Below are 20,246 nucleotides of genomic sequence, written 5' to 3'. Positions count from 1 at the left end.
CTTAGCGATCCTCCAATCTTTTAAGTGCGAGTGCCATTGTCAAGCCTGGAATTACCCTATTTCCTATCATCTCGGTTCCAAGAATTTCATTTATCCTCTTCAATCTGTATTGAACAGTATTATTATGCACTCCCATAAACTCTGCTGTCTTATTGCTATTCATTCCTGCGTCAAGCACAAATGTTTCAAGTGTTTCGAGTAGCAATCTACCCTTGCCCGGTGAAAGCTCTCTTGAAAATGGTTCAAGCAAGTCAAAATACATCTTTTTTAATGCACCATTCTGGAGCTGAATTTCTATGCAATTATATACCATTGACATTTCATATTTTGTAAACACCCTCTTATAAGGGAAAACGCTCTCAACATAACTCCATGTGTCATTGATAAGTCTAAATCCGTCTATTGCATTGTCAAGTTCTTCAACTCCTGTGGAATGAAAAATCCTTACATCTTTTCTTCCGTCTTTAAGCTCCTCATACATACTTAGAATTGCCATCTTTTGCTCATTCCAGTTGTCTATGGAATCATCGGTATAAACCATTCCATAGTATTCATTTTCTTCAATTAGAGGCAAAATATCGCAGCCCGTATTTTCCTTAAATTTATCTATTATGCTCTCGCATTTTTCATTATTAATTCCATTAGCATAAAATACGCTTATAAAGCTCTTGTCTCTAAAACCCGCTTCATCAATTAGGGTGTAGCAGAATGCAACATCTCCCCTGATTGCGGCTTTGATAAATTCTGCTCTAGAATCTCTCTTAGGTGTGTACTTCCACATTCCCATTGCAAGCTCAATGACTTCAGCAAGTTTTTTCATCTCTGTAGCTGAGTAATTATCGTCATTATCAACCAAGAGAAGCATATGCTTAACTCCGTCAATCTCAATACTTCCCCAGTATGTTATAACATCTTTAACAATTATCTGCTTAAATGAGCTTAGGTGTGAAACATCTTGACCCTTTGCAAGCTTTATCGCGTTTTCTACAGTAGCCTTGTGCCTTGTTTCAATCGTGAGAATTGGATTAAATTCAGCCGTCATAAGTACAACCTGATAATCATTATTAATCGCAGCTTCCTGAAGGGCACTTTGGAAATTTGAATGTTTCTCAAAATTCAAGAGATTATATATGGAATTATTTATGATATTGTCGCTATAATTATGTCCATATAAAATCTTATCGAGAACCTGCTCAGTTAGTATTGAATATGTGGTCTTAACATCATCATTTATTGTTATGATTAAAAGTCCGCTATCTTCAGCAGTCTTGAGCACCTTGTGGTCTAGTGCTCTAACTCCCTTATTATTATAGAAAACAACTAAGGCAGCTATATCTTTACGACCAAAACCCGATATAACCTTGCACTGTGCATCGACATCATCTTTGATATTCCAAAAATGCGTCAATACCATTTGTTCGCGGACACCATTTCGTGAGATGCCGTCATCAATATCTTTTTCATCAAATACAGATATTGTTCTTACTCTTTTGTTTAATTTTCTTCTGCAAGTTGCAACATAGCAATCCTTGAAAGCATCAAGCTTTAAACAATCTTCAACAGTAATTCTCATAGGTTTTCTCTCTCTTCTTTTCTAGATTTCTCAGATTCCTCAGAGTTCTTAGATTCCTCAAAATTTTCAGATTCTTCAAGTTCTTCAGGCTCATCAAGTTCCTCTGATTCTTCAGGTTCCTTAGACTCTTCAGGTTCCTTAGACTCCTCTTTTTGATTAAATCCATTAAGTTTATCAATGGCTTCCTGCATTTCCTTGAGCTTAGCCTCTGCAGCACGAAGTCTTTCTTCATCCTCTTTTTTGCTCTGCTTTGCTTCCTCCTCATTGAGGCGTTTTATCTCATCTTCCGCCATCTTAACCTCTAAAGCTAGTTCGTCCGGAGTAATTTCCATATTGTATAATCTTTCAAATTGTTCTCCATCGAGTGTCTCGACTAGTAGCAGTGCCTCAGCGACATTTTCAAGCCTTTCGTCATTTTCTATTAATATTTTCTTAGTTTCAGCATATGATTCTTCAAGTATTTTCTTGATTTCCTTGTCAATCTCAGATGAAATCTCCTCAGAATAGTTCTGCTTTGTCGAAAAATCTCTTCCCAGAAAAACTTCATCATTTGAGCTAAAGCTAACAGGGCCTAGCTTTTTGCTAAAACCATACTTTGTAATCATAGCTCTTGCAATTGCAGTCGACCTCTCTAGGTCATTGCTTGCACCTGTACTTATATCATCTAGCTTGAGTTCTTCTGCCACTCTTCCTCCGAGAAGGTGTTTTATATCATTTAACATATTTCCTCTGGTCTCGAAGAATTTATCTTCAAGAGGGAGCGACATTGTAAAACCACCTGCCATTCCCCTAGGAATAATGGTTATCTGATGAACTGGATCAGAACCTGGTAGCGACCTCATTACTATAGCATGACCAGCTTCGTGGTATGCTGTGAGCCTTCTCTCCTCTTCCGAGATAACCCTTGACTTCTTCTGTGGCCCTGCCATAACCTTTGTCGTCGCTTCTTCTATCTCATCCATTCTTATCATTTTACCATTTCGCCTTGCTGTTAGAAGTGCAGCCTCATTGACGAGATTTTCAATATCAGCAGGTGAAAAACCGGGAGTTCTCTTTGCAAGAATTTCCGGAGAAACATCTTCTGCTAATGGCTTATTCTTAGTATGAACCTTAAATATTTCTTCCCTAGCCTTAATGTCAGGCATTCCTATTACAATCTGTCTATCAAATCTGCCCGGTCTCAAAAGTGCTGGGTCGAGTACATCAGGTCTATTCGTAGCTGCCAAGATGATGATGCCTGAATTTCCATCAAATCCATCCATTTCAACTAGGAGCTGGTTAAGAGTCTGCTCTCTTTCATCATTTCCGCCGCCTAGCCCTGCTCCTCTCTTACGACCAACTGCATCAATTTCATCTATGAAAATTATACATGGTGCATTCTTCTTTGCCTGTTCGAATAAATCCCTTACTCTTGAAGCTCCGACTCCAACAAACATCTCAACAAAGTCCGAACCTGAGATTGTAAAGAAAGGTACTCCTGCTTCTCCTGCCGTAGCCTTGGAAATATAGGTCTTTCCTGTTCCGGGACTTCCTACCATAAGAACTCCCTTAGGTATCCTTGCTCCTAATTTTGTATATTTAATTGGATTTTTGAGGAAATCCACAATCTCCTTTAATTCTTCTTTTTCTTCTTTAAGGCCTGCAACATCTTTGAATGTAATGCTTTTTCCATTGTCCTTATACATCTTAGCCTTATTTTTCCCAAACTGGAACGCCTTACCATTCCCGCCCTGGGTCATCATGAAATATATAAGGAAGATTACCATACCCACCATGATAAATGTTGGAAGCATATTAAGCAGGCTGAATTTGCTCTCCGGCGGATCGCTTTCAAGCTTGAGCTTGCCCTTTTTCACCTGCGGATATACATAATTATCTTCGAGCCAGTTAATCTCTAGTGCTGATGGAGCATAGGCAAATTCGACCTTCCCTCCATTCTTCTTATTATCGAGCTTTGCACTTATCTTCCTATCTGTGATATTAAGCTCTGTATACTTTCCAGCTGCCAAATGCTTTGATAGAGTGGAAAATTTGACCTCCTTTACTCTTCCGGCATTCCCTAAATCCTTGAATATATATGCCGCACTTATTACAATTGCAAAGATCAGAATATATGTTATAAAAACCCTTGAAACCTTCTTCAATACTAAATATCCTTTCTTAAATTCCTCTTAATTTTAATTAATTTGTTATTTTTCACAAATCAGTATGTTATTTTAACACGCATATTATACGATTTCAAGGAAGATTACCTGCCTAGATGTATCCGAAATCTGATATTTTTGTGAAAAAATTCCCTTGATTTTACACATTTCTCTAGTCATAAATTCACTTGGAATTATCCAAAGCACCTCACTACCTATTGTTACGAGTTCAACCTTTTCTCTGTCCGATTTATTAATTTTTTCATCTACGAAAAGATCCTGTATCTTTTTCCTTTTTCCGCCCTTTAGGGCTATGAAGTCACCGCTTTTTCTATTCCTTATTACAATACTCCCTGTTTTACCGCTGTGCTCTTTTTCAAATAAGTCATAATCGAAGGCCGCATGGCACTTGTGCTTATTTTTTTTATATTCTTCTATATTCATAAGGGAAATTACAAGCCTATGGGAAGGTTTATCCTCATAAGATTCGTCATCTTCTTCATCAATGGCTTTTAGTTCAAAAACCATTTCTCCATATCTTCTATGTGCTCTTATCCCTCCTGGTAGCATCATCTCAGCCGACGGATTTATCGATGTCATGACATCAATCGTTTCTTTAACTAGGGAGTAGGTCATCCACTCATCTATCCCAAGCTCTTCAAATACAATCCCAACTATTCTCCTTATAATTGCCGGGTGCATTTCAAGTATTTCATCTAATTTAAGAACTATCTTAAGTCTTTTTTCCTCTTCAAAAATTTCACTACTGCCTTCCATTAGTTCAGCTGCAACGCCTCTCATGCAGTCATCGTCCATATACGCCATCTCGGCGAGATTCCTCAAGTTTTCTTTGATCCTTGGATTGTATTCTTCTTCTATTTTTGGAATTAGCTCAAGCCTTATTTTATTTCTCGTATACCCCGTATCTTCATTGCTTTCATCAATGTTTGGCACTAGGCCTGCCTCTTTTATATATGCTTCTATCTCATCTCTTGTGATATTTAAAAGCGGTCTTATTATTGGATATACCGGATCTAACCTATAAGGTCTTATTCCTGAAAGTCCATGTATTCCCGTGCCTCTTATTATTCTAAAAAGAACGGTTTCGCTTTGGTCGTCTGCATTATGAGCGACGGCTATTGATATAGCTTCTTTATTATTCCCTCTTTCATATAGATCATCAGCTACTTTGTGGAAAAATCCATATCTTATTATTCTTCCTGCCTCTTCTATTGAAATTTTTTCGTCTTTAGCTATCTTTCTGCAATTGGCTTCTATTGAAATAATTGGAATATCGTATGCTTCACATATTTCTTCAATATGTTTCTGCTCCTTATCCGCATTTTTTCTTAATTTGTGATTTATATGCACAGGCACTATCATTAAATTGATATTCTTTGATATTCTAATGAGAGCATCAAGCAGGCAAAGTGAGTCAGGTCCACCTGATAAACCTAGAATAATTATCTGACCGTCATTTACTAATTTTGAATCTCTTATTTTCTTTACCACATTTTCTATAGCTGATGACATCCTAGTCTCCTTTATTTTATTCCAAAAAATCTAATTCCATTTTCGAGCAATTTAAGAGCCGTTTCTTCAAATTCCATATCTTTTAATATGGCAATTCTTCTAACAACATATTCAACATATTGAGATTTATTCATCTTGCCTCTAAAAGGTTCAGGTGTTAAATAAGGGGCATCTGTTTCAGAAAGAAGTCTTTCAATTGGAATTGCCCTGACAACCTCAGCGGTTTTCTTTCCATTCTTAAAAGTAACTGGTCCGCCAACTGAAATTGTAGCACCCAGCTTAACATATTCCATTGCTAGTTCCTTAGAGCCTGAAAAGCAGTGAAGTTGAACTTTTGCTTCAGGATAATCGCCATCTCTGCTAAATTTATCTATTCTTTTCTTCGCAAATACTCCCTCATCTTTTAAAATATCCATGGTCAATTGGTCTGCATCTCTTGAGTGAATCATTATTGGAAGTTCCATTTCTAGTGCGAGTCTTAGCTGTTTCCTAAATAAGATTATCTGTTCTTCCTTATAATCTTTTCCATAGTGAAAATCAAGCCCAATCTCACCTATCGCAACGCATTTCTCATCTTTGGCAAGCATTTTGATTTCATCAATCATCTCGTCACTCGCTTTTTCTGCATACTCAGGGTGGATTCCTGAGGCTGCATAGCACCATTTATACTTTCTTGCATTTTCAAGAGCAAGAATAGACGAGTTAAGATCACAGCCTGCATCTATTATGTATCTAAGGTTTGAATTATCTATCTCCTTAGCAAGTTCTTCTCTTTCACCTTTTGAAAACTCTTCAAAATTTAGATGCGTATGTGCATCGAACAAAAATTTATCTCTTTTATCTCTTTTTTCAATTTCTTCAATTTCTTCCACATTTTCCATATTTTTTTTCATATTATTTTTCATATTTTTCCATAAATTAAATTTCAAATTGTATTTCGGCTTTGTTATTCTTTACTATTCCTTTTTTAAAATAGCCCCAAGGATTTATTTCCTCGAGGCTTTGTATTTCTAACTATCTGATTAATTATTTATGTTTATTCTTCGTTGCCATCTTGTCCTGCTTTACCTCATCTAATTCTTTAAGCTCTTTTTCAATGTCAAGTCTAGGGAAAAGTGCATCTCCTTTGGAGACTGTAACTCCTTTTAGCTTATAAAATTCAAAGGTGTCCTCCCACAATGCAGGTATATCTGAAATTCCAAGTTGCTCTCTCATTCTATCGGAAGTTGAATGCATATATGGAATAATAAGGATTGACACAATTCTAAGTGTTTCCGCAAGATTTCTTAATACTGTATCAAGCTCCTTTTTTCGAGCAGGTTCTTTCGCAAGAGTCCACGGCATTTTTTCATCTATATACTTATTTGCTCTTCTTACCACTTCCCAGATCGCTTCAAGTGCGTTATTAAATTCAAAGGAATCCATTTTGATAGATGCCTTTTTGGAAGCATTTATTGCAATATTAATAAGGTCATCATCTATTTTATCTGAGGTTTCTGCTTCTGGAACAAGACCTCCTGAGTATTTTTCTATCATCGAAACCGTCCTCGAAAGAAGGTTCCCAAGATCATTTGCTAGGTCAAAATTTATCCTTTTTAGCATGACCTCATTTGTATATATCCCGTCCTGCCCAAAGGTATACTCTCTTAATAGGAAATATTTAAGAGCATCTATTCCATATCTTTCTATGAGAATTTCAGGGTCCACCACATTGCCCTTTGATTTAGACATCTTGCCACCATCTATGAGAAGCCAGCCATGACCCAAAATATGCTTAGGAAGTGGCAGGTCTAGTGACATCAGCATTGCGGGCCATATAATTGAATGAAATCTAACTATTTCTTTGCCAACGAGGTGAAAATCCGCAGGCCAATATTTTCTATATAATTCCTCATCTTCTTCATTATCCGACGGATAGCCGAGTGCTGTTATATAGTTAGCAAGTGCGTCAAGCCATACATATATGCTATGCTCTTCATCACCTGGAATACTAATTCCCCACTCAAGCCCCTTTCTTGAAATACAAAGATCGTCTAATCCTTGCTCGATAAAAGAAGTCATTTCCTTTCTTCTAGAATCTGGCTTTAAAAATTCCGGATTCTCATCATATAATTTTAATAATCTATCCGCATATTTGGAGAGCTTGAAAAAATAAGCTTCCTCTTTCATAACCTTAACAGGTCTACCGCAGTCAGGGCATTTTCCTTCTTCAAGCTGTGTCTCTGTCCAATATGACTCGCATGGAGTGCAGTACCAACCCTCATATTCACCCTTGTAAATATCTCCGGTCTCCTGCATTTTTTTAAATATATCTTGAACTCTCTTATAATGCCTTGGCTCCGTAGTCCTGATAAAGTCATCATAGCTTATTTCCATCTTTGCCCAAAGCTTTTTAATTCCGGAGACGACATCGTCAACATATTCCTTTGGGCTAACGCCTGCTTCATCGGCTATGGTTTTAATCTTCTGACCGTGTTCATCTGTTCCGGTCATAAATCTTACATCATAACCGCTAAGCCTTTTGAACCTCGCCATTGCATCCGCCATAACGGTGCAATATGTATGTCCAATATGCAATTTTGCACTAGGATAATAAATTGGCGTTGTAATATAGAAAGTTTCTTTTTTATCTGCCATCTTAAGTGCTACTTCCTCTCTCGTCGCATTTTATCTATGTATTTTTTTAATATCTGCTCAATATCTGAATCGAATTTTATATATAATTATATTTGTAAATAAATTTTTATATAAATAAAATCGCTAATCTTATCAGTCTATATCCATCCCAAATTCTGCATCTTCGTCTCCCCAGTCCATATCTGACCAGTCGTCCTCAACGAAGATTTCATCGAAAACCCTTTTGGTTGCAAGAACAAGAACCGCTGTGCTTAAAATTCCAATTCCAAGTATACGCATTGTAGTCTTTGCAACCGCAGCCTTCCTTGCTTTTTCTTCAGCCTTTCTTCTCCTCTTTTCTTTTCTTAACATCGCGTCCTCCTTTCATTTGTGTAGACATTTAATTATACCCTATTTAATTATACCATATTTAATTATACCATATGTCCATATCCACATTGCCATTTATACCATTAACTCTGCCGGTGCTTGTATATTGCCAGCAATTATATGAACCTCTATAATCTACGCTTGAAGCCCATTGTGCAACCCACACCTTGAATTTTGATAACTTGCTCATATTTAGCTTATTATCTAACCACGAAGTGCTTGCGTAAATCATCGGTGCAAAGCCATTTTTTATAATCTCCTCACAGAATGCTTTGACCACTTCGGTTCGGCTTTCAACGCTTATCGACGAATGCCTGCCTCCACCATCAACGCTCTCTGTATCTATTACGATAGGTAGATCCAAGATATATGATCTAATTTTATTAATTGTAAACCTCGCTTCTTCTATCGCTTCATTTGTGTTTATAGCTTGGGTGAAAAAATATACCCCAACCTTTATTCCATAGGCCTTTGCCTGAGAAATATTATAGCTGAATCTTGAATCGTTATAAATACTTCCGCTAACGCTATATCTTCCACCAACTCTTATAAATGCAAATTTTATACCTGAATTTGCTACCTTCTTCCAATCGATATATCCATTCATCTCCGATACATCTATGCCCAGCATGGTCTTTTCATCAATCTCAATTCGATTTAAAATGAGTCCATTTTTGTCTGTTATATATATATGGTCTTTAAACTTAAATACCCCTAGTAACATTGCTCCGCTTGCACTAAATGCGTATTTGCTTCCCGATATCTCCTTTATGGCATCGCTTACCATAACATAGTTAGGTTCAAAATAGTACCAGCTTCCTCCTATGTACTGCCAGTCCTTCTTTGCTGACCCGTCATTTGCTTTTCCGAAGTAATACCAGCTCCCTTCTATGTTTTGCCATCCGCTTCTCATTACTCCGTCTTCATCAAAGCTGTATTTCAATCCACCGATATTGTGCATTGTATTTTTTATTATCTCGCCATTATCTTCTTTGTAATACCATTTCTTGTTATATAAAATCCAGCCACTATCCTTTATTTCTCCTGTAGGTTCCGTTGCATAGATATCGTCTTTAAACTTAAATGTTCCTAGTAGCATTGCACCGCTTGCACTAAACGCGTATTTGCTTCCCCTTATCTCCTTTATGGTGTCACTTACCATAACATAGCTCGGTTCAAAATAGTACCAGCTTCCTCCTATGTACTCCCAGTCTTTCTTTGCTGACCCGTCATTTGCTTCTCCGAAGTAATACCAGCTCCCTTCTATGTTTTGCCATCCGCTTCTCATTACTCCGTCTTCATCAAAGCTGTATTTCAATCCACCGATATTGTGCATTGTGTTTTTTATTATCTCGCCATTCTCTTCTTTGTAATACCACTTCTTGTTATATAAAATCCAGCCACTATCCTTTATTTCTCCTGTAGGCTCTGTAGTATAGATATCGTCTTTGAATTTAAATGTTCCTAGCAGCATTGCTCCGCTTGCACTAAATGCATATTTGCTTCCCCTTATCTCCTTTATGGCATCGCTTACCATAACATAGCTCGGTTCAAAATAGTACCAGCTTCCTCCTATGTACTCCCAGTCTTTCTTTGCTGACCCGTCATTTGCTTCTCCGAAGTAATACCAGCTCCCGTCTATGTACTGCCACCCGCTTCTCATTACTCCGTCGCTACTGAAATAATATTGTTTGCTATTAATAATNGTGCATTGTGTTTTTTATTATCTCGCCATTCTCTTCTTTGTAATACCACTTCTTGTTATATAAAATCCAGCCACTATCCTTTATTTCTCCTGTAGGCTCTGTAGTATAGATATCGTCTTTGAATTTAAATGTTCCTAGCAGCATTGCTCCGCTTGCACTAAATGCATATTTGCTTCCCCTTATCTCCTTTATGGCATCGCTTACCATAACATAGCTCGGTTCAAAATAGTACCAGCTTCCTCCTATGTACTCCCAGTCTTTCTTTGCTGACCCGTCATTTGCTTCTCCGAAGTAATACCAGCTCCCGTCTATGTACTGCCATCCGCTTCTCATTACTCCGTCGCTACTGAAATAATATTGTTTGCTATTAATAATACAAAATCCCTTTTGCACTATTCCTTCAGAATTATAAAAATGCCAGCCTTGGCTATCTTTTTCCCAGTAACCATTCACATCTTCTTGAATATCAATATTATCATCTTCGTTTTCACTAGGTATTTCATTTTCTATAGCCTCATTAGGCTTATCTATATTTGCATTTTCAATATCTTCATCTTCGATTGGTTCTTCTAATTCTTCTAATTCTTCGCTTGATATTGTTTCAGCTTTTATTTCTTGATTCTCTGCTGGTGTTGCTCCATTGGCGGATAGATAAAAACCTAAAATCATTAATATAGCTAGAAAAACAACTATACACATATTATAAATGGACATTTTTATTAAGCTTATTCCTGACTTTTTCATATCCTTATATTCTCCAATATCTCAAGCGAATATGTTGTTTAATAGAATTTTTCTCGAATCAATTGCAATCATATTTCTGAATGATTCTATAAAATTAATGTTAAATTGTCAAACATGTTTGATGTTTCTAGCCACTTTTAAATAATATTCAAATGCTTTGTGTTAAAATCTTATTTCTTCTGTTGTACTTGCCTACATATGAGCTTTTCTCTGATATTATTTTTTATTATTAATTTCTTTTTACCAGATAGTTTTATATTTTCTTTTTCTATGTACATTAAGAATTTATTATCCTATAATATCAAGGTATTAATTTTTTATTTATTAAGGAGGAAATAATAGATGGATTACAAAAGAATCTTAACAATACAAGATATTTCTTGCGTAGGTCAATGTTCATTAACTGTTGCACTTCCTATTTTATCTGCCTGCGGACTTGAAACTGCAATCCTTCCGTCAGCAGTTCTTTCCACCCATACGATGGAATTTACAGATTTTACAGTTAGGGACCTTTCTGATGATATTCCTAGGATTGCAGCTCACTGGGAAAAAGAGGGTATAAAATTTGATGGTATTTACACAGGTTACCTCGGAAGCACAGACCAAATCGACTATGTTATGGACATCTTTAATAAGTTGATGAATGACGGTGGAAAGAAGATAGTTGACCCTGCAATGGCAGATTTTGGTAAATTATATCCTGCTTTTGATGCAGAATATGTTGAAGCTATGAAAAAGCTAGTTGCAATATCAGATTTAACTATTCCAAATATTACAGAAGCTGCTTTTTTGACAGGTATAGATTATAAAGAAGAATATGACGAAGATTATATAAAAAGTCTGGTAAAAGGCTTGCTTGAACTGGGAGCAAAAGAGGTTGTTCTAACTGGCGTTAGCTATGATGAATCTTCGACCGGAATATTAGTTGCAAGTGATAGCAATTATCAATATTATAAGCATGAAAAATTACCTATCTCTTGCCATGGAACTGGAGATGTTTATGCTTCGGCATTCGTTGGGGCATATTTGCATGGTAAATCAACCTATGAAGCTGCAGGAATCGCTGGCGAGTATACTGTGAAATGTATAAAAAATACGATAGGCGATGATTCGCACTGGTATGGAGTAAAATTTGAGCCTGTTCTTCCAGAACTAATAAAAGTGCTTTACTAAATTGTGGTTTCTATGCTGCGATTTTAAATTATTGATTGTTAATAATTAATTTTTAACTATTAATTTTAAACTATTGGTTTTTAATTTGATTTCAACTAATTTAAAGCTATAAAAAAGGCGTAGCTGCTCAAATCAGTTACGCTTTTTATGTGATTATCTTTGCTTCATCAAGTCTATAAAATTTGTTCTTTCCATCTTTGTGCTCTTTAAAAATGCCCTCTACAACGATCTCATCTCCCTCGCTCGGATAATCAGCTTCATCTTTAAGCCTGAACTCCATGCCCTGCTCACAGCATTTCATAGCATCGGGAATAATGCAGAAATAGTATGTTTCGCCACTCTTCCCATCATCACCTTTTGCAAAATATCCTTTGACCTTGATTTTTTTACCTATTTTTTCTTTTGGAGATGACATTATATCAAATACTGCTGCATATGTTGCATTGCTATTAAGCTCAGTCAGGTCAATGGAGCTATCTTCTTTTTTAGAAGAAGTAGAAGAATTGCAAGCGGTTAAAGAAAGCATAAAGGTCGCTAAGATTATTGATAATATGATTTTTCTTTTATTCATATATTTATTTACCTAAAACTTTTCCTGTAATAGAAAATCCTGCAAATATTATAGCATCCGCTCCAACGATCGTTGCACCGACAGGTGTTCCAACATAGATTGAAAATATTAGACCTATAAGTGCTCCAATAAATGAAACCACAAGAGAGCAGATGATTACTGATAAAAATGTTTTATAAATGCTCATTGCGGAAAGTGCCGGAAAAATTATCAATGCCGATATTAAAAGTGCTCCTACAAGACGCATACCAAGAACAATGATTACTGCTATTATTATCGCTATAATCAGGTTGTACAAATCGGTCTTAGTCCCTACTGCTTTTGCAAAATCCTCATCAAATGTAACATCAAATATGCTGTGATATAGAAAAATAAATGATGAAATAATAAGGACAGATAGTATTATGCAGATAATTACATCTCTTTCTGTAAGAGTTAATATTGATGTTGAGCCAAATAAGGTTGTACAGACATCACCTGATACATTTGAGCTCGCAGAGAAGATGTTAAGAAGAAGGTATCCAAAGGCAAGTGCTGATACAGATAACATGGCGATAGCAGCATCACCTTTAATCTTTGCATTTTGCCCTGATTTAAGTAAGACCACAGCAGAAATAATAGTTATTGGAAGCGTCAATAACATATTATCAGCTAGATTAAGCACAGTTCCTATTGCCATTGCACCAAAAGCTACATGGGATAGTCCATCGCCTATAAAGGAAAACCTCTTAAGCACAAGTGTTACGCCTATAAGCGACGAGCATATTGCTATCAATAAGCCAACGATTATTGCATATCTTACAAATGAATGTTCTAGATAATTATTCATAATTTCTATGAAGGTGCTCACTACTTATCTCCTCTTATATATTTTTTATAATCTTCATTTGTACCTACGAACACCTTGTTCCCAAGGTGAAGAACTCTGCTTGCATATCTAATAGTGGCAGAGGCATCATGTGAAATCATAACAATGGTGACGCCTGCATCATTTAACTCATTAATTATCTTATACATTTCTTCAGTTGTTTCTTTATCAAGACCTGTAACAGGCTCGTCAAGCAAAATTATTTTGTCTGTGGCACAAAGTGCTCTTGAAATGAGGACTCTCTGCTGCTGACCTCCGGAAAGCTCGCCGAAAGATTGCTTTTTAATATCTAATATCCCTAGCCTTTTCATATTTTTATCTGCAATTTCTTTTTCCTTATTGTTGTAAAATGGTCTAAATCCCCTTTTTTTCTGAAATCCTGAAATTACAACCTCATATACAGAAGCTGGGAAATTCTTTTGTAGAGACTTTTGCTGTGGGAGATAACCTATTCCTGTTTTTATATCATTAGATTTGGTAATCTTGCCCTCGGCTGGCTCTTTCATGCCCAAGATGGCATTCATAAGCGTGGTTTTTCCGCTTCCATTTTCTCCTGCAATGCAAAAATAATCACCCTCATAAATGCTAAAATTTAAATCTTTAAACAAAACTCTATTTCCATATCTTAGAGATAAATTTTCAAAACGAATGAGCTCCATTTTCTCTCCTAATAACTAATAAATAACTAATATAAGTTCGCTTTTAATTCAGTGCTTTTTTCAAAATTTCCAGATTCTTTTTCATTGTATCTATATAATCTGCTCCATCTTTGACATCATCAAAAGTAGTGCTCTGCATTGAGTCTAGGGTTAAAATATCCGCGTCTTTTTTCGCTGTATTTTTAATAATAGTTTTTGCGAGCTTCTTATCGCTCTTTTCAATCTTCATTATGTGTTTAAGTCCAAGTCTATCAATTTTATCTGATAAAAATTTAATTGTGCTAAAACTAGCCTCTGTTTCCGCAGAGCAGCCGACGAATGCTGCATAATAATCAAGATTGTAATCATTTACTAAATATCTAAAAGGAAATCTATCTCCAAATATCAGCGTCTTATTTTTTGCTTCTAAAATAGCAAGCTCATACTCCTTGTCAAGTTTAGAAAGCTTTTCTTTATATTCTTCAAGATTCTTTTTATACACATCTTTATTTGCTGGATCAGCTTCCGAAATAGCTTTTTCTATTGCTTCAGAACATTTAATCGCATTTTTTAAAGAAAGCCATATGTGTTCGTCATATTCTATTTCATCATCGTCTTTATCGTCATGGACATCATGATCGTTATCGTCAGCATGTTCGTCTTCAGCTGTCATTCCCTCTTTTACTTCTTCCTCCTTTAGAGAATCACGAAGAATGTCCATTAGATTAACAACTTTCATATCCTTATTATTTGCTTCTTCTAACACATCGTTAACCCATTCGTCTGATTCTCCGCCCACATAAATGAATACATCACAATTTGAAATCTTTTTTATATCTTTAGCTGTAGGTTGATAGCTGTGAAGATCTACTCCATTAGAAAGGAGCATCGTTAAATCCATATCTCCTGCCTTATCGCCTAGTATCTTCTTTGTCCAGTCGTATTCAGGGAAAATGGTAGTGACAACCTTCAGTTTTCCATCATCTTTATCTTTTTTATCTTTTCTATCGCAGCCCGTAACTAGTCCGAGAATTAGTGAAATAGAAATTACAACTGCTATTAGCGATCTAATTTTTAATCTGTTCAATATTTTTCTCCTTTTTTATTATCCAATAATTTGTTCGGCACATTTATGCCCTACATTCATCGCAAATTCCGTAAAGTATAACTCTCCTTATATCAATTTGAAAATTATGTTCTTCAGAAAGATGCTTCCAGAGGGAGCTGGCTTCACTGCAATTAAAATGAATGATTTTACCACATTTATTGCATTTGAGATGGTAGCGGACATCTTCTTCATCGCTATTTCCAATATATTCAAAAAAAGCTGAACTATTATCATCAATAATATGTTTTTTTACAATTCCGCCTGCGACCAGTTCTTCAATCTTTCTATAAATCGTAGTTTTCCCGATCGGCTTACCTTGTGAAGAAAAATATTCATAGATTTGATTAATAGTAAAATGTTCTCCCTTTTGTGAAGATAAAAATTCTTCAATCTCTTTCATTGAGTGGGTATTATATTTAGCCATTCTTCCCTCGTTTTTTTAGCAGTAAAAAATTCTGTTGCAATTTGAAAATGATTGTCAAATTGTAACAGATTTGAAAATGATTGTCAATTTTATTAATTATTAGGTTGCACAATCTATTTTAAGCTTTTAATTAATTGGATACATGCATTATCCTAACTCATTTTTTGTGATCATAACATATCTTTTAAATTATTGTTTTTTTTCTTTGATAAGATTTTTATCCGCGTATTCATAGTAATACCAAGTTCTTGTCTTGTCATTTTTAATTCTGAACTTAAATCGAGCAGGCTCATCTATCGTTTTTTCCTTTACTTCCATAAAATCAATCATATTGCCCTCTTTGATGGATAGTCTTTCAGATATTTCATGAATTATTTGAGACCTCGTTTCATCAATATATGTATGGTCAAATTTTCTTAATTCATCGAGCGAATCAAATTCATAAATATCCCCATCATCATATTTTCTTATACCCATCATCAATCTATTTAAATTTGCCCTGTAAACATCTTCCCAAAGCAAGTCCTTTGTCTCAGGATTTTCATATACCTCTTCAAGAATTTTTATAAATTCCCTGCTAAAATTTTCTGACCAAAATGTGTGACCTATCATATACCAAGACTTTGAGCCACCAATATTTACTTCATTTATATAACCATTTTCATCTAAGCTTACACACCATTCCTTTGTATAGTCATCGCTATAAAGTGTAGCATAGTATGAATCATTCACCTCTTTTTCAAATGGATTTATGGAAAAATAATTGTCTGCTGAACATATATAAGTATTCTTAATATGTTCTCTAGCAACATAGATGCTTGAATGATTATTTCTCACATAATATTCATTATTTAATAAGAGCTTTACTCCGAACTTTTTCTCAAGATATTTAAACTGCTCAGATTTATATCCTGTAACAATATAGATGTCAGATATTCCCGCTTCTTTTATCTGTCTTATCTGCCTTTCTATTAATATTTCTCCTTTTACCTCAATAAGAGATTTAGGTTTTTCGTGAGATAATGGAGCAAATCGTCTTGATAAGCCCGCTGCCAATATTACCGCATTATCAACTTTATACATTAAATTTTTCCTCTTAATCTTAATTATTTTTATTTTGTTCTTTTAGAAAATTATCTGCATCCTTTAGAAAACTTATAGCTATCATAACTATTACTGCTCCGAGCGGAAATGCCGCAATTATGCTAACCGACTGAATATTACTCATTGAGCTCTCAGAAAAAAGAAGTGCAATAGGAAGAATAATCAGAAGCAAGCACCAAATAAGCTGAATTATTTTATTCGGATTCTCATTTTCTTCCAAATAATGATAACTGTAGCAAGACGCAATGAGTGCAATAGAATCAAATGATGTAGCATAGAAGGCAATCATAGTAGCAATCAGCAAGATTAATACGAGGGTTGAAAGTGGCAAAGTTCTTACTATCTTTATAATAAGTTCGTATAGGTCACCTCCATTTTGATAAATAGATATGAAATCATATCCTCCCTTTATCTGTTTTCCCATAGAATAATTACCTAAAATTATGAAACTGCTAAGCGTTGAACCCACTCCAAAAACATATCCGCCTATAATGGTCTCTCTTATCGTTCTCCCTTGAGAAATATGACCTATGAAAAATGGAGCTGCAACGCACCAAACCATCCAATATGCCCAGTAATAAATAGTCCAATTCTGTGGAAATGAAGTCTTTCTAAGCGGGTCAGTATTTGTGGCAAGCCCAAAGAAATTTTGAACCATCCTCCCAAAAGATGACACCCCTGTATCGATGATATATGTAAACTCTCCTCCAAATAAGAGCACATATATAAGCAGTGAAAAAAATAGATATATGCACACCTTTGCAAGTATGCTAATTCCCTTAAATCCTCGTAAAAGCGAATATGTGTAGATAAAGCAGGTTATTATTAAAATCACTATAGTGACCGCCGTCCTATTCATATTAACTTTAAATATCTCATTGATAATCTCTGATATTAGTGGTGTTGCTACGCTAAATGTCGTCGCAGTGCCAGCTATTAAAGCAAATACTGCAAGTAAATCGACAAATCTTCCAGCAAATTTATCAACTCTAGATCCAAGCATAGGCCTTAAAGCTTCCGAGAATTTCTGCCTTTTTCTCTTTCTAACATGAAGCATAAATCCAAATGATACTGCTAGAACAAGGTAAAATCCCCAAGGAATAAAACTCCAGTGAAAATATGCGAAAACGGAAGCCCAGTCCTGTATACTTCCGAGCCCTTTGACATAATCTTCCGAAGAATAAATTACCCATTCTGAATATGAATAAAACAAAATATCAGCGGCAAGACCGCAGGTAAACATCATAGCTCCCCATGTAAAAAATGAATACTTCGGTTTTTCTTCCTGACTTCCAAGCACAATCTTTCCATATTTTGAAAAGGCAATAAAAATGGAGAGTATAAAAATTCCTAAGCCTATAATTAGATAATATGTTCCAAATGTATCTCCGAAGAAAAATCTAACCTTGGAAAGTGCTTCGTTAGAGCTCTTTGGATACATAAAAAAGAGAATACTCAATGCTATTATCGTAAAAAGTGGCAATATTGTTATTACCCAATCTATTCTATTATTTGATTGTCCTTTTATATTGCATGGATTCTTTATGCTATTTTCTGATTGTTTTTTCATATTATTTGTTTCCTTCTTAATATTTCTTCAGCATATCTATAATATTCCTTGGCATATCTATACTGGTTAAGTGAATACTCGCCAAATTCAACCCCAAGGCTACTCTTGTACTCCGCCCAGTTAGACCATAACAATCCACACTGTGATATATAGGCATAAATTTTTGCTCTTGTTAGAATATCTTCATTATTTTCAAAATAAAGATTGATTAACCAGTCAATCCTTGATTTATCATAAAGGCTATAGATGGCAAACATCGCTATGTCTATGTGCGGATCCTGCAATCCGGCATATTCCCAGTCTATTAACTGAACTCTCTTTTCTCCATTTTCTTCATAAATTAAGAAATTATCCGGAACTGCATCTATGTGAGTAAGACATTTTTCATTTACCATTGAATCTATAAAAGGTTTAAGGCTCAATATTTTTTCTTTCGTCTTCTTATAATCTCTAAATGACGAGCCCTTCCCACTTAGTAAGGATTCATAGAAATCAATCTCCTTATATATATTAAACTCATGTTTAACCCTTAATTTCTGATTATGAAATTCTTTTAACTTTTTCATACATAAAGATACATCACGATCATCAAAAGGATTGCAATTTCTAGTTCTTTCTAGGTATCTTGTAATTTTATAACCGCTATTTTTATCTAAATATATAGGATTTTCGCAGAGATTCTTATCCCTTATCGCCTCATATACCGAGGCTTCATTATCTCTATTAATGAGTTTTTCCGTTCCCTCACCTGGTATTCTCATTATGTATTTTTCGCCCTTGCATGAAAATACGAATGACCTATTAGTCATTCCCTTTTTTAATACTAAAATATTTTTTATGTCCTTATCTTTTGCTCCAAATACATCTTTGATAATTTCTATTGATTTTTCATCTAAATTCTTAGAATCCGAATCTATCTCCCTCAAATCCTCATATGTATTTATCCCAATTACAGAATCATCGCTCACCTCTCGTCCTCTTATAATATATCTGCTATTATTTGCATCTTTTAAAGCGTCTTCCCAAAACAAATTATAGTGGTTAATATCCTCTGCCATTTTTTCTAATCTGTCTTTCAATCTTATTCCATCTTCCTTAGTAAGATATGCTAACCCTTTTTTCTTATTTCCATTTTTTTCTTTAGTAATAACTAAATCCATCTTTCTATTCAGTCTGATTTCACTTGAACCGCTTTTTTCATCGCTAACCATATACCAAGAATAAAATTCACTTTCATTAAATGGATTTTCTCTGCTCCATATGTCGCATGGAACTATATATGCGTTTTCAAGATGTTCTTTTGCAAGAAAAAGCGAATGCAAATTCTCCCTAGTTGAATATTCAGTATTTACTATTAAATTTACCCCATATTCATCTATCAAAAATTCAAGTTGCTCTTTCATAAATCCTATGACAACATATATCTCATATATATTTACCTCGTGAAGATGGCGAATAATTCTCTCTATCAGAGTCTCTTTGTGTACTTCAATGAGAGCCTTAGGCGAGATAGTATTAATTGGAACCATCCTCGTCCCTCCTCCAGCAGCCAAGATTATTGCACGATGAGGTTTAATTGATTTAATGAGTTCATATGCGTCATCTGTTAAACAACACGAATTATCAATCAATCCTAACTGATTCAATTCCTTAATTGAACGATTTACGAGTCCTAGAGAATGACCTATATTTCTCGATAACTCCCTTTGATTTTTATATTTATTTTTAAATAAATATTTTAATATATCCGATGCACAAGGTGATATATGTTTCATAATAAGATTCTCCTGTTTTTTAAAACAAAAAATTGCTTGTTCATGAACAATTATAATACGTTTTTTATGAACAAGCAATACTCAATTTTGTTTTTCGCAATAACTTTATATACAGTAGTTTTTATGATTAAAAATTATTATATATAAATGATATTTCCGCATTTTCCATATGAATAATAGTAATTATTATTGAAATTATAGCAAAAGACCAAAAAGCAATTTTTAATAAAGCCTTTGCTTTCTCATTTGAAGATACCATTAAAACCAATTTATTAAACAAATTTTCATCCTCCCTATTAGCTAAATATT

General features: G+C 34.9%; 18 protein-coding genes. 1 reads left to right on the top strand and 17 read right to left on the bottom strand.

The window, feature by feature from the left end; genetic code table 11:
• Position 1: 1 nt before the first annotated feature.
• From BQ5371_RS00350 to BQ5371_RS00315, 8 genes are all read right to left on the bottom strand, one after another.
• Complete coding sequence (locus BQ5371_RS00350; protein ID WP_071132009.1) at positions 2-1,573, bottom strand: helix-turn-helix domain-containing protein; 1,572 nt, start codon at positions 1,571-1,573, stop codon at positions 2-4.
• Complete coding sequence (gene ftsH, locus BQ5371_RS00345; protein WP_071132008.1) at positions 1,570-3,717, bottom strand: ATP-dependent zinc metalloprotease FtsH; 2,148 nt, start codon at positions 3,715-3,717, stop codon at positions 1,570-1,572. The genes BQ5371_RS00350 and ftsH overlap by 4 nt, the downstream gene beginning before the upstream one ends.
• An 84-nt stretch (positions 3,718-3,801) precedes the next feature.
• Positions 3,802-5,250, bottom strand: a complete 1,449-nt coding sequence (gene tilS, locus BQ5371_RS00340; protein ID WP_071132007.1) for a tRNA lysidine(34) synthetase TilS — start codon at positions 5,248-5,250, stop codon at positions 3,802-3,804.
• 11 nt (positions 5,251-5,261) lie between these two features.
• The gene (locus BQ5371_RS00335) at positions 5,262-6,143 is read right to left on the bottom strand and encodes a TatD family hydrolase (RefSeq protein WP_235821156.1); all 882 of its coding nucleotides are present in this window, start codon (positions 6,141-6,143) and stop codon (positions 5,262-5,264) included.
• 133 nt (positions 6,144-6,276) lie between these two features.
• Positions 6,277-7,887: a methionine--tRNA ligase gene (gene metG, locus BQ5371_RS00330; protein ID WP_071132006.1), complete on the bottom strand. Its 1,611-nt coding sequence runs from the start codon at positions 7,885-7,887 to the stop codon at positions 6,277-6,279.
• A gap of 132 nt (positions 7,888-8,019) precedes the next feature.
• Positions 8,020-8,238 carry a hypothetical protein gene (locus BQ5371_RS00325; RefSeq protein ID WP_071132005.1) on the bottom strand — a complete coding sequence of 73 codons (219 nt, stop codon included), beginning with the start codon at positions 8,236-8,238 and terminating at the stop codon, positions 8,020-8,022.
• Positions 8,239-8,296: 58 nt separating this feature from the next.
• Positions 8,297-9,919: a GH25 family lysozyme gene (locus BQ5371_RS00320; RefSeq protein ID WP_071132004.1), complete on the bottom strand. Its 1,623-nt coding sequence runs from the start codon at positions 9,917-9,919 to the stop codon at positions 8,297-8,299.
• Between the two features lie 34 nt (positions 9,920-9,953).
• Positions 9,954-10,631: an N-acetylmuramoyl-L-alanine amidase family protein gene (locus tag BQ5371_RS00315; RefSeq protein WP_456297575.1), complete on the bottom strand. Its 678-nt coding sequence runs from the start codon at positions 10,629-10,631 to the stop codon at positions 9,954-9,956.
• 417 nt (positions 10,632-11,048) lie between these two features.
• Here BQ5371_RS00315 and BQ5371_RS00310 point away from each other — a divergent pair, with 417 nt between their 5' ends.
• Positions 11,049-11,879: a pyridoxamine kinase gene (locus BQ5371_RS00310; RefSeq protein ID WP_071132002.1), complete on the top strand. Its 831-nt coding sequence runs from the start codon at positions 11,049-11,051 to the stop codon at positions 11,877-11,879.
• Positions 11,880-12,024: 145 nt separating this feature from the next.
• On the opposite strand, the gene BQ5371_RS00305 is transcribed toward BQ5371_RS00310, so the two are convergent.
• From BQ5371_RS00305 to BQ5371_RS06975, 9 genes are all read right to left on the bottom strand, one after another.
• Complete coding sequence (locus BQ5371_RS00305; protein ID WP_071132001.1) at positions 12,025-12,450, bottom strand: hypothetical protein; 426 nt, start codon at positions 12,448-12,450, stop codon at positions 12,025-12,027.
• A gap of 4 nt (positions 12,451-12,454) precedes the next feature.
• On the bottom strand, positions 12,455-13,300 hold the full coding sequence (locus BQ5371_RS00300; RefSeq protein ID WP_071132000.1) for a metal ABC transporter permease: 846 nt from the start codon (positions 13,298-13,300) through the stop codon (positions 12,455-12,457).
• Positions 13,300-13,977, bottom strand: a complete 678-nt coding sequence (locus BQ5371_RS00295) for a metal ABC transporter ATP-binding protein (protein WP_071131999.1) — start codon at positions 13,975-13,977, stop codon at positions 13,300-13,302. The genes BQ5371_RS00300 and BQ5371_RS00295 overlap by 1 nt, the downstream gene beginning before the upstream one ends.
• A gap of 43 nt (positions 13,978-14,020) precedes the next feature.
• Positions 14,021-15,043: a metal ABC transporter substrate-binding protein gene (locus BQ5371_RS00290; RefSeq protein WP_135354771.1), complete on the bottom strand. Its 1,023-nt coding sequence runs from the start codon at positions 15,041-15,043 to the stop codon at positions 14,021-14,023.
• 43 nt (positions 15,044-15,086) lie between these two features.
• Entirely contained in the window at positions 15,087-15,488 is a 402-nt protein-coding gene (locus tag BQ5371_RS00285; protein ID WP_071131998.1) for a Fur family transcriptional regulator, read from the bottom strand.
• A gap of 189 nt (positions 15,489-15,677) precedes the next feature.
• Positions 15,678-16,571: an NTP transferase domain-containing protein gene (locus BQ5371_RS00280; protein ID WP_071131997.1), complete on the bottom strand. Its 894-nt coding sequence runs from the start codon at positions 16,569-16,571 to the stop codon at positions 15,678-15,680.
• 19 nt (positions 16,572-16,590) lie between these two features.
• Positions 16,591-18,162 (bottom strand): BCCT family transporter, encoded by a 1,572-nt coding sequence (locus BQ5371_RS00275; RefSeq protein WP_135354770.1) that lies wholly within the window; start codon positions 18,160-18,162, stop codon positions 16,591-16,593.
• Entirely contained in the window at positions 18,159-19,937 is a 1,779-nt protein-coding gene (locus BQ5371_RS00270) for an NTP transferase domain-containing protein (protein ID WP_071131996.1), read from the bottom strand. The genes BQ5371_RS00275 and BQ5371_RS00270 overlap by 4 nt, the downstream gene beginning before the upstream one ends.
• A gap of 127 nt (positions 19,938-20,064) precedes the next feature.
• The gene (locus BQ5371_RS06975) at positions 20,065-20,217 is read right to left on the bottom strand and encodes a hypothetical protein (protein WP_159428248.1); all 153 of its coding nucleotides are present in this window, start codon (positions 20,215-20,217) and stop codon (positions 20,065-20,067) included.
• Positions 20,218-20,246: the final 29 nt, after the last annotated feature.

The organism is Alterileibacterium massiliense, assembly GCF_900104645.1.
In the GTDB taxonomy this organism is placed as follows: Bacteria; Bacillota; Clostridia; order Peptostreptococcales; family Anaerovoracaceae; genus Alterileibacterium; species Alterileibacterium massiliense.
The sequence above is the reverse complement of the archived record's forward strand: the minus strand, read 5'-3'. Positions and strand labels throughout refer to the sequence as shown.